Source organism: Sorangium sp. So ce327, from assembly GCF_051530205.1.
Taxonomy (GTDB): Bacteria; Myxococcota_A; Polyangia; order Polyangiales; family Polyangiaceae; genus Sorangium; species Sorangium cellulosum_B.
Map to the genome: position 1 here is coordinate 8,574,893 of NZ_CP150330.1, position 16,194 is coordinate 8,591,086.

At 71.9% G+C, this 16,194-nt stretch carries 13 protein-coding genes; 2 read left to right on the top strand and 11 right to left on the bottom strand.

What is annotated here, in order from left to right; genetic code table 11:
• A complete protein-coding gene (locus WME95_RS31985) occupies window positions 1-480 on the bottom strand; it encodes an RrF2 family transcriptional regulator (protein WP_437542645.1) in 480 nt (159 codons plus the stop codon).
• A 297-nt stretch (window positions 481-777) separates the two neighbouring features.
• On the opposite strand from WME95_RS31985, the gene WME95_RS31990 reads away from it, so the two are divergent.
• Together WME95_RS31990 and WME95_RS31995 are read left to right on the top strand one after the other, a co-directional pair.
• The gene (locus WME95_RS31990; RefSeq protein ID WP_437903144.1) at window positions 778-2,466 is read left to right on the top strand and encodes an acyl-CoA dehydrogenase family protein; all 1,689 of its coding nucleotides are present in this window, start codon (window positions 778-780) and stop codon (window positions 2,464-2,466) included.
• Between the two features lie 509 nt (window positions 2,467-2,975).
• On the top strand, window positions 2,976-3,782 hold the full coding sequence (locus WME95_RS31995) for a helix-turn-helix domain-containing protein (protein WP_437903145.1): 807 nt from the start codon (window positions 2,976-2,978) through the stop codon (window positions 3,780-3,782).
• A gap of 94 nt (window positions 3,783-3,876) precedes the next feature.
• Here the strand turns inward: WME95_RS31995 and WME95_RS32000 are convergent, their stop codons facing one another.
• From WME95_RS32000 to WME95_RS32045, 10 genes are all read right to left on the bottom strand, one after another.
• Window positions 3,877-5,691 (bottom strand): hypothetical protein, encoded by a 1,815-nt coding sequence (locus WME95_RS32000; protein WP_437903146.1) that lies wholly within the window; start codon window positions 5,689-5,691, stop codon window positions 3,877-3,879.
• 73 nt (window positions 5,692-5,764) lie between these two features.
• Window positions 5,765-7,210 (bottom strand): hypothetical protein, encoded by a 1,446-nt coding sequence (locus WME95_RS32005; RefSeq protein ID WP_437903147.1) that lies wholly within the window; start codon window positions 7,208-7,210, stop codon window positions 5,765-5,767.
• Entirely contained in the window at window positions 7,207-9,426 is a 2,220-nt protein-coding gene (locus tag WME95_RS32010) for a bifunctional metallophosphatase/5'-nucleotidase (RefSeq protein ID WP_437903148.1), read from the bottom strand. The genes WME95_RS32005 and WME95_RS32010 overlap by 4 nt, the downstream gene beginning before the upstream one ends.
• Window positions 9,423-11,393, bottom strand: coding sequence for a phosphoenolpyruvate--protein phosphotransferase (gene ptsP, locus WME95_RS32015; protein WP_437903149.1), 1,971 nt, complete (start codon window positions 11,391-11,393; stop codon window positions 9,423-9,425). Before ptsP ends, WME95_RS32010 begins: the two co-directional genes overlap by 4 nt.
• Complete coding sequence (locus WME95_RS32020) at window positions 11,390-11,674, bottom strand: HPr family phosphocarrier protein (RefSeq protein WP_437542653.1); 285 nt, start codon at window positions 11,672-11,674, stop codon at window positions 11,390-11,392. The genes ptsP and WME95_RS32020 overlap by 4 nt, the downstream gene beginning before the upstream one ends.
• Complete coding sequence (rapZ, locus tag WME95_RS32025) at window positions 11,671-12,732, bottom strand: RNase adapter RapZ (protein WP_437542654.1); 1,062 nt, start codon at window positions 12,730-12,732, stop codon at window positions 11,671-11,673. Before rapZ ends, WME95_RS32020 begins: the two co-directional genes overlap by 4 nt.
• Window positions 12,729-14,027 (bottom strand): HPr(Ser) kinase/phosphatase, encoded by a 1,299-nt coding sequence (gene hprK, locus WME95_RS32030; protein WP_437903150.1) that lies wholly within the window; start codon window positions 14,025-14,027, stop codon window positions 12,729-12,731. The genes rapZ and hprK overlap by 4 nt, the downstream gene beginning before the upstream one ends.
• Window positions 14,024-14,503 (bottom strand): PTS sugar transporter subunit IIA, encoded by a 480-nt coding sequence (locus tag WME95_RS32035; RefSeq protein ID WP_437903152.1) that lies wholly within the window; start codon window positions 14,501-14,503, stop codon window positions 14,024-14,026. Before WME95_RS32035 ends, hprK begins: the two co-directional genes overlap by 4 nt.
• A 445-nt stretch (window positions 14,504-14,948) precedes the next feature.
• Window positions 14,949-15,317, bottom strand: a complete 369-nt coding sequence (gene hpf, locus WME95_RS32040; protein WP_012238397.1) for a ribosome hibernation-promoting factor, HPF/YfiA family — start codon at window positions 15,315-15,317, stop codon at window positions 14,949-14,951.
• 271 nt (window positions 15,318-15,588) lie between these two features.
• Complete coding sequence (locus tag WME95_RS32045; RefSeq protein WP_437542657.1) at window positions 15,589-15,933, bottom strand: sigma-70 domain-containing protein; 345 nt, start codon at window positions 15,931-15,933, stop codon at window positions 15,589-15,591.
• Window positions 15,934-16,194 lie beyond the last annotated feature (261 nt).

Here is a 16,194-nt window from a genome sequence, read left to right on the forward strand (position 1 = left end):
TCAGATCACGTAGGTCGAGCGCTCCGGCCGCCCCTTGCGGTGCACGCCGAGCTCGACGCCGCGCTCGCAGACGTCGGCGATCGACACCGAGTCGAAGCAGCGCTCGATGGCGAGCGCCAGATCGTGGAACACGGCCGTGGGCGGGTCGAGCGGCGAGCCCCCCGGCCGGCCGTCGTCATCCGGAGCGATCACGGCGACCGGCCCCTCCAGGGCGCGGACGACGTCGCCCAGGCTGATCTCGCTCGCGGGCCGCGCGAGGTGATAGCCGCCGCGCGGCCCCCGCTTCGAGCTGATGAGCCCGGCCTTCTTCAGGTCCTGGAAGATCTGCTCAAGGAAGCGCGCCGGGATGAGCTCCCGCTCGGAGATCTCGCGGATCTGGGTCGGCCGCCCGTCGTTGTGGAATGCGATATCGAACAATGCGCGCACACCGTAGCGACCCTTGTTCGAGAGCTTCACCGCCAGCCATATGCATTGGTACATCGGAGAAGTCAAGAACTGCACATTCAGCGACTTCCGCTTCTTTCCGTGCGACACAGCACCCGAACAGCCCACAAAAACCGGGCGACGCGGCGAAATTACCAGCAGAGGTTCACCGTTCGCCGCGTCGGCGCGACGCAGCCTCCGGCTTCCTGTTGAACCGGGTGGGACGGGTTCAGTAGCTTCGAGCTCTATCGAGGCTGCGAGTCGCCGCGCGTGCACGGAGGGGCGCGCGGAACGTGATCGGCGCGCGGGCGTCGCACGGTTCGGGTTGCGGCGCACCAACCTAGGAGTCAGCCGGTGGCTTTCTATCAAGACCCCCCCACACTCGGGAACCAGTACGACGATGACCGCGTGCTGCGGTCCTACCTCGCGCGGGCCCTGCCGCGCGAGGTGGCCGCGTCGATAACGCCTTCGCTGCGGGAGATGGGCGAGCTCGCCGGCGGCCGCCTGTACCAGCTGCAGCTCGCCGATCGCGCGAACGAGCCGAAGCTCACGTCATGGGACGCCTGGGGCAGGCGCATCGACCATGTCGAGGTGACCGAGCTCTGGAAGGAGGCGGCCCGGATCGCGTGCGAACACGGGGTCGTCGCCACGGCCTACGAGCGGGCGCACGGCGCGTTCTCGCGCGTCCATCAGTTCGCGCTGGCGTACCTCTTCGACGCGTCGAGCGACGTGTACACGTGCCCGCTCGCGATGACCGACGGCGCAGCGCGGACGCTCCTCGCGAGCGACAACCGCGCGCTCATCGACCGCGCTGTGCCCCGGCTCACAAGCCGCGACCCTGCCGCCGCCTGGACCTCGGGCCAGTGGATGACCGAGCGCACCGGCGGCTCGGACGTGGGGCGGAGCGAGACGGCGGCGCGCCTCGGCTCCGACGGGGCCTACCGGCTGCACGGGACGAAGTGGTTCGCCTCGTCGACCACGTCGGAGATGGCGCTCACGCTCGCGCGCCCCGAGGGCAACCCGGAGGGCAGCCGCGGACTCGCCCTCTTCTACGTGGAGCTCGCGGGCGAGGCGGGGCGCCGGGAGGGCGTGCTGATCAACCGGCTGAAGGACAAGCTCGGCACCCGCAAGGTGCCGACCGCCGAGCTCACGCTCGACGGCGTCCTCGCCACGCCGGTGGCGGGCCTGTCGAACGGCGTCCGGGCGATCGCGCCGATGCTCAACGTGACGCGCACCTGGAACGCGATCGGCGCCATCGCCGGGATGCGCCGGGGGCTCGCGCTGGCGCGCTCGTACGCCCAGAGCCGAGTCCAGTTCGGCACGACGCTGGCGGAGAAGCCGCTGCACATGGACACGCTCGCCGAGCTCCAGGCCGAGTTCGAGGGCGCCTTCCACCTGACCTTCCGCGCGATCGAGCTGCTCGGGCGCGAGGAGACGGGGTCGCTCACCGACTCGGAGGCGAAGCTGCTGCGGCTGATCATCCCGCTCGCGAAGCTCACGACCGCCAAGCAGGCGGTGTCGGTGCTGAGCGAGGTGCTCGAGGCGTTCGGCGGGGCCGGCTACGTCGAGGACACGGGGCTGCCGCGCCTGCTCCGGGACGCGCAGGTCCTCACGATCTGGGAGGGCACGACGAACGTGCTCGCCCTCGACGCGCTGCGGGTGATCCTGAAGGACGGCTCGCTCGACATCCTCGCGGCCGAGGTCGCGCGCCTCCTGACCGGCGTCGTCGAGCCGAAGCTCGCCGAGGCCGAGACGTCCGCGTCGCGCGCGGTGTCCCACGCCCGCGCGTGGATCAAGGAGATGGCCTCCGCCGACCGCCCCGGCCTCGAGGCGGGCGCCCGCCGGGTCGCGATCACCCTGGGCCGGGCGCTGCAGCTCGCCCTGCTCGTGCGACACGCCGCGTGGGCCATGGACCGCGAGCGAAGCCGGACCGCGCTGGCCGCCGCCATCCAGTTCGAGCGCAACGGCGTCGACTGCATCCGGGACCACGATCGCGACACGATCGAGGCCCTCGCCGAGACGCGACAGCGACCCGATACCTGAACAAAAGGTGGGGCCTACCCACTGAACAGATCCCTCCGGCAACCCGGGCGCGGCGACAGCGCGAGGCGGGCGTGGCGCTGCGATCTGCGCCCCGTCCGCGACCCTCGACGATTTTTCCGTGGTCACGCCTCGTTCTGATCATACAGAATTAATCTTTGATTTCGGAAGGTTGTGGACGCACGGCCGTCCTGGAAGCGGACGGCATTTGTCCTAGCGGCGTGCAAAGGCACTAGACGGGACAACCTGAACGGGCTTACAGTAATGGGGTGCTGCGGCGCTGAACGCGTGCCCGACGCGGGCGACGTGCGGGCGGGCCCGTCCATCGAGGCGGGCTCCGCCGGCGCGGCGTCCCCGGTGGGGTGAGATCCGCCTGCGCGCGCCTCCGGCGCGTGCGTGGGACTTCGTCCGCCTCCTGGACGGATGGATCGGGCTCGCGTGGGCCCGGGCACGCGTGCGGCGCGCGGCGTGGGCGAGCGCACACGACGAGCTGCGAGCTGCGAAGAGGCGAGATGAAGACGCAATACACGCTGCTGTCCGGCGAGACGGTCGAGTTCCCGACGCCGGCGGGCGAGCTGGGCGCCTTTCTGTCCCGGGTCCTGGCGGCGGGCAAGGACCCGTCGGTGTCCGATGCAGAGCTGCTCGATCTCGTGCTCGGCCCGGAGAACCCGTTGCTGGACAGGACGGCCGTCGCCGGCCGGAGCGTCGCGACCGCCGATGTGTACCGCGACCCGGCCTTCCACGTGATGCTCGACTGCGTGGCGCGGAAGCGGCTGCCGCCCGATTCGGCGGTCGTCACGCCGCGGACGCGGTTCACGATGACGGTGCCGGACGCCGCGCACCAGCTCGGCATCTCGGAGAGCGCGGTGCGCCAGGCGATCTACGCGGGGCGGCTGCGCGCGAGCAAGGAAGGGGGCACCTACTACCTCGATCCGCACTCGGTGGCGGGCTACCGCGTGAGCAAGCGGGGGCCGCGGCGCCAGGACCAGATGGCGAAGGGACCGCCCGGGGCCGCGCTCGACGCGCGCATCGGCTCGGGGCCGGACGCGAGCTTCCGGGTGAAGCACAGCCGCGACGACTTCGAGCTGTCGGAGAAGCGCGGCCCCGAGTGGACGGGGATGATCCCGGCGGGGTGGCGGCGGATCGCGGCGCTCGGCACGACGAAGGACCGCTCGCGCTACTGGGAGATCGAGCCCGCCGAGGGCGAGAGCGTGCTGCACTTCGAGGGCTTCTACCTGCGCGGCGGCTTCCGCATCGTGGAGACCGTGAGCACGTCGCCGCGGGCCGTGGCGGCGTTCAAGGACTTCCAGCCGCGGTGAGCGCGGGCAGCTGGGGCGCGACGAGCGCGGGAAGCGGAGCGCGACGAGAGTGCGCGTCGCGGGCGCGCGGTGAACGCGGGGCGCGGTCGCCGGATCAGAAGCGGGCCTGGAAGGTCGTTCCGAGGCCGAAGAAGTCGGGGTTCACGAAGGTGCGCAGGGCCACGGTGCCCTCGGAGGGATCGCGTTCCATGAACGTGCCGTTGTTGTCACGCACGTACTGAGCCCATGCGACCGCGGAGAGGATCTCGCTGATATCCCACTTGAGGCTCGCGCGGAGCTGGAAGATCGGGACGGCGGAGGTGTTGAAGGGGAGGATCGACACATTGCCCTGCTCTCGGACGACGGACGTGCGCGCGATCACCGCGCTCATGGCGTCGACGGACATCGTCCTGAACGCGGCGGGGAACTGCAGGCCGACGCCGAGGCCGGGCGTGAGCCGCGCGGACGCGAGGTGGTAGTCGGCCGCGAGCGCGAAGAACAGCTCGTCGGCCGTCGAGGTCTGGGCGGTCTTCGGGATCGTCTGGAAGGGGATGAAGCTCGGCTGGTTGCGCAGCACGAACGGCAGGTCGCGGTAGACGCCCGTGACGCTCGCGCGCGCATACCCGGACTTGACGACCGCCTGGAGGGCGCCGGCGCGTGCCGGCTGGTGGGCGGTGGCGCCGGCAGATTCGAAGTCCTTGAGGTTCTGGAAGAGGTTCGTCGCCTCGAGGATCACCGCCCATGTCGTCTTGCCCGGCGCGTACGCCTCGGGCTTGAAGAGGATCTGCGGCTTGTTGGGATCGTTGCGATAGAGGAGGAAGTCGATCGACTGCGGGATGGGCTCGTTCCTGGCGTGCGCGACGATGCGGGCCGAGGCGCCGTAGGTGTAGACCGGGTCGCCGGCGACATCGGGCAACTCGAAGCGGCCCTGCTGGAAGTAGCCGGCGCCGAGGTCGACGTGAACGCAGGGGTGGAGATCGGCTTCCCCGCCCAGGAGAAAGCCGTAGTTGGTCTGAGCGATCGGGATCTCCTCGGTCTCGCTCGTGCCCGGGGTGAGCACCTTCTGGACCTGGGTGAGGCTCGCGATCTTGAACCCCGCGTACACGCTGAACCGGTCGGCATCGAGCTGGACCTTCGCGCCGGGCGCGGGTCCGATGATGCGCGGGAAGATGGACTGGTTGATGGAGGCGTTCGTCCCGCCCCACGAGATCTCGTAGAGATAGCCGAGACGAAACCGGTCCGTGTCGATGGGCCAGAGCGTGACACCGACGCCGGTCTTCCCCTCTGCCCTGCCGCCTATGTGATAGAAGGCGCGAATGAACGATCCGGCGTCGTAAAACGCCTGATTGAGGTTGTTGTTGTTCCTGGACAGCGCGGCGAGATCGACGCGCAGGATCAGCGAAGCCTCGGTGTCCAGCCGCGCGATGAACCCCGGCATCCGCTTGTAGAGCGCGAGGTGCGTCAGGTTCTCGCGCCCGGTGAAGCGGGAGTTGAGGTTGTCGAAGAAGAGCCGGTATTGCTTCCGATCGCCGACGCTGAGGTTGGGCGAGAGCGGCTGCGCCTGGCCCGTGTCGTGGAGCAGGTCGTCGTCGCCGAGCGTCCACGTGAGGCGCGTGTCCATCGCGTCCCCCGCGCGGACGGGCGGCTCGGTGGCCGCTGGCGGGAGGTAGGGTTCGATCCGCGGGAGGGTGGGGACGGCAGGCGCGGGGGCGGCCTGCGAGATCGGAGGCGGCGTGGCCGGCGCGGCGGGCGCCGGGGCCGGCGCGGCCTGGTCCGAGCCTGGCGCGTCGGGCGCCGGGGCCGGCGCGGCCTGGTCCGGGCTCGGCGCCGCCGGCGCTGGCGGCGGCTGCGGCTGGCCCAGCGCCGGCGGCGCGAGCGTGAACAGCAAGGCCGCGGAGGCAGCAGGGGCGAGGAGCGCGCTTCGGTGCATGGCGGGCGGTGGCTTTCCTGGGCCTGGGTGAACCGGCGGGCGCGGCGCGGCCGCGGCGAAGGCGAGGAGGTGGCTAGTCGGTCTCCGCGTCGTCGTCGTCGAGGCTGCGCGTCCGGACGCAGGCCTCCTTCGAGGGCTTCGTGGCAGGCGCGCAGCCGGGCGCCCCGCAGACGAGGTCGTCCGGACAGCGGGCTTCGATCGTCCAGTTCAGCGAGCCGCCCGAGAAATTCCGGAGCGTGCCAGTCACCGCGTCGATCACCTCGCCCCGGTGCGACGGCGGATCGAAGGCGCTCACCGCGCCCGTCTGGATCTGGATCCTGCTCGACCCGTCCGTGATCTTGTAATTGCCGCGCGCGGAGTAGCTCGTCCACTCGCTGCACTCGGGGTCGTCCGAGCACGCGTTCGCGCAGCTCCGCTCGGCCTGGCTCTCGAAATCAACCTGCCCGTCGCCGTTCAGATCGCAGTTCGACTGCTCCGCGGCGAAGACGTTGTCCCTCGCGGGCCTCGGACCGAAGCGCTCGCCGATGTGGAACCCCTCGACGCGCACGAGCCCGCTCTCGAGGCGCTCCATGGCCAACGCGCCGGCGATCGTCGGACCGTCGAGCACCGTCGGCTCCGGGACCAGGCACTCCGCTCCTCCCAGCGCGCGCGCGATCTCGTACGAAGGGAACGAGAGCTGGGTGAAGCCGAAGAACTCGTCGACGGTGCCCGCGAGGTACTCGAGCCGATCGCAGACACGCAGGCTGGCAGGTGTGTTGAAATTGTACGCGAAGAGGTGGTTGAAGCCGCTGGCCTGGCCGGCCAGATCGGTGACGTAGAAGCCGTCGCTCGAGACACGCGTGACGACGACCTGCTGGGGCGCCGCGGTGTCGATCCGCATCGCTTCGGATGGGTAGGGTGTTGCCGAGCCACCGCCCTGCACGTCGGCGATGCGCGGCAAGGCGTAGGCGACCGGCTTCGAGACGCCGGCGCTGAAGGAGCCGCCCTCCTCGGTGTCGTCGTCCGCGAAGGCGCACCCGGGATCGGCGGGGAAATCGACGAGCACGTCGCCCGGCGCATCGTCGTTGACGCCGTTGGCGCACGCGGGGCGGTCGCCCCGGGACGCGGGCCGGTAGCCGAGGTCCTCGACCCACAGCCGGACGGGCCCGTGGACGGCCGTCACGTGGGCGATCCCCTCGGCGACGCCGTCCCGCAGGCGGATGTTGCGGCCGACCGCGACGCCCTCGTCGTCCGCCTCGACATCGAGCACCGCCCCGGGATCGACGCTCAGCCTGACCATGCCGTCGAAGGGCGTCCGGCGGCCGGCAGCGTCGCGCGCCTCGATCCTGAACGACCAGGCGTCCACCGCGTCGCCGCGGTTGGCCGGCAGCGGCGCCTCCGGGGAGGGGGGCGCTTCCCCGTTCACCTGCACGACCTGGACCCAGAAGCTCGAGACGCCCGGGGGCGGCCCGCCGTCGCTGCCGCACCCGGCGAGCGCGGCGGCCGCGAGCGCCCCTCGGCGCCTCGCCCGCGGCGTCACTGGCCCACCATCCGCAAGCGGCCGTCGGAGAAGTTGCCGAGCCGCCGGTCGACACACGCCAGGTACTTGCACTGCTCGCCCGCGGCGCTGCACGGGGCGAGCGCGCTCTCGCACTGCTCCCGCACCCAGTCGGTCGGCGCCTCGGCGCAGACGTCGCGCTGGTAGGCGGCGACGTCATCGCGGCAGCGCGCGAGCACACACGCGCCCCGGGAGCACGGCGCCTCGCCGGTCTTGCACGCCCGCCCCTCGACCACCGACTCGGGGCACGCGCAGACGAAGCCCTCGCCCACGCCCGCGCAATCGGCGTCCCGCGCGCACGACGCGAGCTCGCCGCGCTCGTCCGCGCCGCACGGGCTGCCCGCGCGGATGGCGTCGATCAGCGCGTCGCGCTGCTGCACCTGGGTGTCGAGCTGCGTCGTGTTGCGCTGGAGCACGCGGAACCCGCTGCCGCCCTGGGCGAGGTAGCTCGACGTCGCCAGCTCGTAGGTCGCGATCGGATCGAGCGGCTGCCAGCAGCGCCTCGCCTCGACGTCGCAGCTGCCCTCCTCGCCGCCCGGACAGTCGGCGTCGCCGTTCGGGCACGCGATCGCCGGCTGGCGCGCGCCGATGTACACGTGGGTCGCGACGCCGGACGCGGCGCCGTCGGCCGAGCGCGCGGCGCAGTCGATGACGACCCGCGCGCCCGCGATCTGCGCCTGCGAGGCGCACCCGCGGCCGCTCGATCGGCGCGCCACGAAGTCGAAGAGCTCCTGCACCTCGAGGCCGGAGAGCTGCATCTTCGAGATCGAGTTGTCGAAGGGGAAGACGTTGAACATCTGCTCGATCGTCACCGGGCCGGGCACGAGGTCGGCGCGGATGCCCGTCGTGTTCGTGAGCGCGAAATCGGCCTGGATGCCGAGGCGCAGCCACATCGCCCCGGCGATGAGGTTGCCCAGCGGCGAGTCGCCGCCGCTCGCCGAGGCGCGGCGGGAGCCGCCCGGCGCGTAGCCGACCAGGAGATCGAGGTTCGCGAGCGCGTCGAGCCCCTGCGCGTACGGCTCGAGCGCCGAGGCGACGATCGGATCGGCGGGCACGCCCTCGGTCACCGGGAAGAGCTCGTACCGGTCCGAGAGCACCTCGAAGCCGTTCAGCGGGTCGTAGCCGCCCCCGAGCTCGGAGGCGTCCCTGGACAGCACGAGGTCGAGCCGCCCGACGAACTTCGCGAACGCGCCGGAGTGCGCGAGCAGCACGTCGCGCGGCGCGCAGTAGCGCCGGCGCTTCGCGCCCTCCCCGGGCGAGCGCTCGTCGTTCAGGAGGATGTAGTGGCGCTGCTCCTGCTCGTCGTAGTACCGCGAGCAGTCGCGGACGCGCTTCGGCGGCTGGAGGACGATGTGGTTGTGCCCGCCGAGCACGACGTCGATGCCCGTCGTGGTCTCGATCATCCGCTCGTCGCCGTCGAGGCCGAGGTGGGTGACGAAGACGATGACGTCCACCGTGGGGCGGAGCAGGTCGACGTAGAACTGGGCGACCTCGGTCGTGTTCAGCGGGGTGACGCCGAGCCGGTTCGGCGCCTCGAAGATCGACGTCAGGCTGGAGAGGTTGCCCATCCCGACGACGCCGACCTTGAGGCCATCGAGGTCGAAGACCGTGAACGGCTGCAGGATGGCGCCGAGCGGAGAGGCGCCGGGCTGCGCGGGGTCCTCGAGCTGGTAGTTCGCCGCGAGGATGGGGAAGCCGGCGTTCTGCTGGAGCTGGATACCGAGGTTCAGCGCGCCGCGGTCGAACTCGTGGTTGGCGACGATCATGGCGTCGACGCCCATGGCGCCGAGGGCGCGGATCTCCGCCTCTCCCGAGTAGAAATTGAAGATCGGCGCCCCCTGGAAGCAGTCGCCGCCGTCGAGGTGAAGCGCGCGCGACGACCGGGCACGCTCGCGCCCGAGGAGATGGGACATGCGCGCGGCGCCGCCGACGTTCGCGATCGAGGCCGCCGCGCCGAGGCCGAGCCCCGCGTCCACCTGGCCGAGCTGCAGGTTGTACGGGAAGAGCCGCGAGTGGATGTCCGACGTGTGGAGCAGCGTCAGGTGCACCTGCCCGACGAGCCGCGTCGGCGGCGCCTCCTCCTCGCAGCCCGCCGCGCACAGGCCGAGCGCCACCGCGCAGGCGGCCAGCGCGCGCGCCACCCCGGACGCGACCGGCGCCGCAGGCGTCGGCCCCACCGCACCCAGCGCGCCGCTCACCGCGTGGCGCGCTCTCCCGTGAGCAGGTCGTAGAGGTCCGGCGCGAACGAGGCGGCGACGCAGCACTCGACCTCCTCCGCCGTCGCGCAGGCGAGCGCCTCCGCCGCGACCGCCTCGGCCTCGGCGACCGTCACGCGCCGGAGCGTCTCCTTGATCTCCGGGATCGCCGCCGCCTCCATCGAGAAGTCGCGGAGGCCGAGGCCGAGCAGCAGCAGGGCGGCGAGCGGATCGCTCGCCATCGCGCCGCAGAGGGAGACCGGCCTGCCGAAATCCTGGCCTGCCTGGATCACCTTCGTGATCAGCCGCAGGATCGACGGATCGAACGGCGAGGCCAGGTAGGCGAGCGAGCGGCTGGTCCGGTCGACCGCGAGCGCGTACTGGATCAGATCGTTCGTCCCGAGGCTCAGGAACGCGGCCTCGCGCGCGAAATGGTCGACCATGATCGCCGCCGAGGGCACCTCGATCATCACGCCGAGCGGGATCTCGTCGGCGCACGCCTGGCCGCGGGCGCGCACCTGCTCCTGCGCGCGGCGCAGCAGCGCGCGCACCTGCCGGAGCTCGCCGAGGCCCGCGACCATGGGGATCATGATCCTCACGTCGCCGTAGGCGGAGGCGCGCACCATGGCGCGGAGGTGCTCGAGGAAGACGTCGGGGCGAGAGAGCGCGAGCCGGACCGCGCGGAGGCCGAGCATCGGGTTCATCTCGGGCGGCACCTGGAACGTGGAGACGAACTTGTCGCCGCCGATGTCGAACGTGCGCAGCGTGACCGGCTTCGGGCGGAGCGCCTCGACGACGGCGCGGAAGATCTCGAACTGCTGGTCCTCCGAGGGCGGGGACGTGCGGTCGATGTAGAGGAACTCGGTCCGGTAGAGGCCGATGCCGTCGGCGCCCTGGTCGCGCGCGAGGATCGCCTCGGCCGGGAGCTCGACGTTCGCCCGGAGCGACACCTTGACGCCGTCCTTCGACTGGGCGGCCCGGTGCCTGGACTCCGAGAGCTCCTTGCCGAGCGCGACGTAGCGCTCGGCGCGGGCGCGCGCGTCCGCGAGCTCGGCCGGGCCGGGGCGAACGACGACCGTGCCGCGCAGCCCGTCGATCACCACGAGGTCGCCCGTGATCACGCGCTGCAGGACGTCGCTGACGCCGACCACGGCCGGGATCTCCAGCGCGCGCGCCATGATGGAGGTGTGGCTCGTGCGGGTGCCGACCTCGGTGACGAAGCCGACGACCGGCTCGTCGACCATCGCCGCGGTGTCGGCCGGCGACAGGTCGTGCGCGATGAGGATCGTCGGCCCGGAGAAGCGCGGGAGCGCCGCGCCGAACGTCGCCGGCATGGCGATCGAGTTCTGCAGCTCGATCAGGCTGCGCGTGGAGAGCGGCGAGGTGTCGCGCGAGGACGGCGGCTCCTGGGGCGGGAGGCTGAACGCGCGCACGAGGCGCTCGCCGACAAACAGGACGTCGTGGCTGCGCTCGCGCAGGTACGGGTCGTCGAGCGCGGCGAAGCGGCCGGCGATCGCCTCGCACGCGGTCGCCACCGCCCACTCGGCGCAGCGGCGCTCCTCGGTGACCTGGCGCTTCACGGCGTCGGCGAGCGCCTCGTCGCCGAGCATCAGCAGGTAGGCTTCGAGGATCGACGCCTCGGCGCGGTGATCGCCGATGCGCTTCGCCATGTCGCGCAGCTCGTCCTGAGCGCGCTCGACCGCGGCCTCGAAGCGCTCGAGCTCCGCCGCGATCTCGCTGGAGCCGACGCGGCGGCGCGGGTGGTTCGTCCGGTGCCCGCCCATCACGACGGCCGCGCCGATGGCGACCCCGGGGGACCCGGCGATGCCCCGCAGCGTCTCCGTCCGGACGCCGGGCGGCATCGAGTCGACCCGGGCGCCGGACGCCGCCGAGCCGCTCCGGACGGCGTCCGCCGGGGCGGGATGCTCGTCCGGGGCGTCCGACGAGAGCGCGCTCGGGCCGCGCGTCACTCGTGCTCTCCGAAGCGCCCGGCGATCAGCTCGCCGATGGCGGAGACGGCGTCGGCCGCCTGATCGCCCGTCGCGCTCACCTCGATCTGGGTGCCCATCGACCCGCAGAGCAGGAGCACGCCCATCACGCTCTTCGCGTTGGCCGACTGCCCGTCCGGCCCGGTCAGCGAGATCTCGCAGTCGTAACGCCCCGCGAGCTGCACGAGCTTCGTCGCGGCGCGCGCGTGGAGCCCGCGCACATTGATGATGGTGAATCGTCTCGTTACCGCCTCGGTCGTCACCGCTCGCCCCCCGTCACGCTCGTGTCCGACGCCGGGCGAGGCTCCGACGGGGCCGCTCCCGGCTGCGCCAGCCGGAGATCCACGCCGGGCGCCCCGGCCATGCCCTCTCCCACCCCCGAGGGTACACCACTCGTGCTCACCCGGGCGACGTCCCGGTGCACGACCGTGATGGGCAGCCCCGTCTTCCGCCGCAGGCTGTCGCTGAGCGCGTTGGTGAGCACGACGGAGCGGTGCCGGCCGCCGGTGCATCCGATGCCGACGGTGAGGTAGCTCTTTCCTTCGCTGGCGTAGCGCGGCATGCAGAACGAGAGGAGCTGCTCTGTCCTGCAGATGAACTCGAGGGCATCCGGGTTCTTCAGGATGTACTCCCGCACCGGCTCGTCGTTCCCCGTGAGCTCGCGGAGGCCGTGGACGAAATACGGGTTGTCGAGGAAGCGGACGTCGAAGAGCAGATCGGCGTCGAGCGGGATGCCGTACTTGTAACCGAACGAGACGAACCGGGTGGACATCCGGGGCACCTCGACCTTCGCGGGGCGCAGCCGCTCGATGACGACGCGGCGCAGGTCGTGCGTCGACAGCCGGGTCGTGTCGAGCTCGATGGTCGCCCTGGCCCGCAGCGACGCGAGCCGCTCGCGCTCCAGGAGGACGCCGTCGAGCATCGCGATGGCGCCGCTGCCGCCGGTCGTCAGCGGGTGCGGGCGCCGCGTCTCGCTGAAGCGCCGGAGCAGCGTCTCGTCCGAGGCGTCGAGGAAGAGGATCACCACGTCCCGTCCGGTCCGGATCGAGTCGAGCGCCGCCGTGGCGCCCGCCAGGAAGGAGCCCACCCGGACGTCGATGCCGAGCCCGATCCGGGTGATCCCGCCCGCCTCGCACGCCTCGACCGCCGGCTGCACGAGCGACGTGGGCAGGTTGTCCACGCAGAAGAAGCCGAGGTCCTCCAGGGCGTGGAGCGCCGTCGACTTGCCCGCGCCGGAGAGGCCCGTGACGACGACGACGCGCCCCGGCGCGCCGTCGGGCCCGTGCAGGCCGTGCTGCTGCTGATCGCCTCCGTTGCTCACCCTCGCCTCCTCGGCCGCGGCAGGCTCACGGACGACTCCGTGGGGCTGAACCCGGAGCTCGGGCGATCGGGGGGCGGCCTGCCCCGATCCACGGGCGGCCGGAAGGCGCTGCTCGGGGGGTTCGGCGCGTCCACGCCGCGGCCGGGCGGCGGCGGCGGCCGCGGCGGGCCGGGCGGCGGGGCGCTCCGCGAGGCGCCTTCCTCTGCGAGCCTCGCCGGCGGCGGGATCGACGACTCCTCCGGCGAGCGCTCGCGGAGCAGCTCGCCCTCGACGTTGCCGAAGAACTCGCGGGCCGCGTGGAACCCGGCGTTCTTCAGGAGCTCGTTGCGGGCGGCGACCTCGAGGATCGACGCCATGTCGCGGCCCGGGCGCACCGGGATGACGAGCTCCCGGATCTTCACGCCGAGGATGGTGTGGTACCGCTCGTCCAGCCCGAGCCGATCGTACTCGGTGTCCTTCGACCACTCGACGAGCTTCACCACGACGTCGATCCGCTTGCGCTCGCGGATCGACGTGACGCCGAAGAGGTCCTTCACGTTGAGGATGCCGAGGCCACGCACCTCGAGGTGATACCGGAGGAGCTCCGCCGGGGCGCCGAAGACCATGCCGGGAGGGCGGTAATCGCACTCCACGGCGTCGTCGGCCACGAGCCGGTGGCCGCGCATTACGAGATCGAGCGCGCACTCGCTCTTGCCGATCGCGCTCGACCCCATGAGAAGGAGGCCCACGCCGAAGACGTCGACGAGCACGCCGTGCAGCCGCAGGCGCGGCGCCAGGCGATCGTCGAGCAGCGCGTGCAGCGCGGTGATCGTGGCGCTCGAGCGCACCGCCGAGACGAGGAGCGGCGTCCCTGTCTCCTCGGCGCACTGCGCGAGCTCCGGCACAGGGACGAACCCGATGCCGGAGCCGTTCGCCTCGAACGGCTGGTCGCCCTGCGTGAGGATGACGCAGCACAGGCCGAGCTCGAAGAAGCCGCGCAGCGACAGGAGCCGGTCCTCGCGGGAGAGCTTGTGGAGGAACGAGAGCTCGGTCTGCCCGAGGATCTGCACCCGCGTCGGGACGATGCCGTGGAAGTGGCCGACGAGCGCGAGCCCGGACTTCTGGATGCGGGTGTTCATGATGGGCCGGTCGAGGCCCGCGGCGCCGGCGATGAGCGTGAGGTCGATGCCGAGCCCCTCGTCGGCCATCAGGCTCCGCACCGCGATGGCGGGGCGGTCCGCCCGGCCACCGCGGATCGAGGGGGGCATCCGGCCGCCCCCTTCCCCTTCCTGTCCGCCGCTGCTCGTGCCGCTCATGACACCGACCTCCCTTCCTCGGCGGCGATGAGCTCGAACGCCGCGCGCCCGGTCGAGGCGCCGAGCAGCCGCCGCCTGAACGTCTCGTCCCGCAGCAGGCGGGAGATGCGCGCCAGCGTCTTGAGGTGCTCGCCCGTGGCGCGCTTCGGCCCGATCACGGCGACGAGGATGGACACCGGCGCCCCGTCGATCGCGTCGAAGTCGATCGGCTTCGGGCAGATCAGGACCGCGCCGATCAGCCGGTCGACGCCCTCCATCGCGCCGTGGGGGATGGCCACGCCGCTCCCGACGCCGGTGGACTGCAGGCGCTCGCGCTCGCCGAGCACCCGCTCGATGTCATCGGCCTTGACCCCCGGCTGTCCTGCCGCGAGCAGGGCGGCGAGCCGGCGGAGCGCGTCCGTCTTGGAGCGGACGACCCCCTCCTGCTCGCTGGCGACGGATACCTGGTGCGCGGTCAAGATGTCGCGGACTTGCATGCTGATTTCGGCGCTCGGGCGAGGTGAGAGGGCTCAGGAACGGCGCACGTGGCACGGTCGGCGCGGCGCTCGGCCAGGGCCAAGCGAGCCGATGTGGCCATCGTACCCTGGGGACTTCGGGTGCGCGACTCAAGGACGCTATCGCGGCGAGCGGCCCCGGAGGGAGCGTTCTTCGCGTTCTTCGCGCCGCGATCGCTGGGCGACCGCCGCGCCGCTCCAGGCAGGCCCCCCGGCAGGTCGGGCATGCGCAGGGGTGAGCTGATGGAGACGAGCGCGCGTCGCCGCCGCGCCCGCCGCGCTCGCCGCGGCGACTCACGCGGAGGGAGCGCGCCGCCTCGCCCGCGAGCGGCGGCTCACAGGATGGGAGCGCGCCGCGCCGCGCCGGCGGGCGCGGCGGCCCTCGCTCCGGTTCGCGCGTCGCGCCTCGGCGACGCGCGCGGCGGCTTCACGATCGGGTGCGTCCCGTCGCGGCCACCGCCTCGCGCTCCACCTCGACGGCGTACTCGCCGGCGCTCGTGCCGCCGCGCTTCCGCGCGATGGTGTGACCCTTCCCATCCCGGATCTGCCGCTCGAGCTTGTCGTGGACCATGTCGATCGACGCGTACATGTCCTCACCCCGCTCGGTCGCATGGAAGGCTAGACTGCCGGAGGAGAGGCGAACGTCGGCGACGTGCGTCAGACCCTCGACGGAGAGGGTGACCTGCGCCGTCATCGCCTGCCTAAGGAACTTCTGGAGCTTGGCCACCTTCTCATGAGCGTAATTCTTCACGGCGTCGGTACCCACCATATGGCGGAACGTGATCGTGATGTTCATCGGGTCCAGCCTTCCTTCCCTGATGCGTAGATGAAACAATCGACTACGGCTACAGAGCACCCCTCCATCTGCATCGTAACACTGATGTAGAGCTCTGGTCTGCACTCAACGGCGCAGCGCTCTCGTTTTGTTTGGCGTCGTTCCGCTTCTGCGTGGGTTGCCGCGTCTTGCGCCAGCCTGCCGCAGCTTGCCACCTCTCGCGCACCTCGTCGTGCCTGCGCGTCACCGTGGTTTGCCGCGCTGCGTCCTGCGCGGCCAGCGCTCCTCCTCTTCAACAAGCCTTGGCACGCCCCGCTTGTTCCAGCGCCCGGCGCACCGTGTGCGGGGCGTGGCCCGAGGTCAGCGCGATCTCGCCGATCGTGGGTGTGCGCCCGAGCTCGGCCGCGAGCCGCCTCGCGCTCGCGACGACGGCGCGGAGCACCTCGACATCGCCCCGATCGAGCGGCTCGGCGACCCGGAGGCCCTCGGACTCGAGCCGGTCGATGATGTACTCGACCTCCTCGTACGAGACCGCCCGGCGGTCGACGACTTCGGCGATGTCGTTGAGGTCCACCCGACCGGTCGACCGATGGCGTGTAAGGAGCTCCTGGATCATGTCGTCGATGACAGGCGGCACGGCGCTAGCGTGCCACCTTCGCGCAGGCCGCGCACGCGCCCGCGCGGGCGAAAGCGGCCCCGAGAGCCGAGCGCGAGACCGAGCTGATCGAGCGCCCCGGCGCCGCGCTCCCCGGCCCTCTCCGCGCGGAGCCTGGCCAGCCGGCTCGCCCGGCGCGGGCCCGCCGCCGCATCACACCTCCTCATCACGGCGCGCCACGGTAGACCGCACCTCACCTCGTGTCGCCACGCTCGCCACGATGGACGTCTTCATCTGTTCAGC

Bases quoted from the DNA above. Each gene is read 5' to 3' on its own strand.
- WME95_RS32035 (WP_437903152.1), bottom strand. From the start codon at position 14,503: ATGCAAGTCCGCGACATCTTGACCGCGCACCAGGTATCCGTCGCCAGC.
- WME95_RS32000 (WP_437903146.1), bottom strand. From the start codon at position 5,691: ATGCACCGAAGCGCGCTCCTCGCCCCTGCTGCCTCCGCGGCCTTGCTG.
- hprK (WP_437903150.1), bottom strand. From the start codon at position 14,027: ATGAGCGGCACGAGCAGCGGCGGACAGGAAGGGGAAGGGGGCGGCCGG.
- WME95_RS31985 (WP_437542645.1), bottom strand. From the start codon at position 480: ATGTACCAATGCATATGGCTGGCGGTGAAGCTCTCGAACAAGGGTCGC.
- hpf (WP_012238397.1), bottom strand. From the start codon at position 15,317: ATGAACATCACGATCACGTTCCGCCATATGGTGGGTACCGACGCCGTG.
- WME95_RS31995 (WP_437903145.1), top strand. From the start codon at position 2,976: ATGAAGACGCAATACACGCTGCTGTCCGGCGAGACGGTCGAGTTCCCG.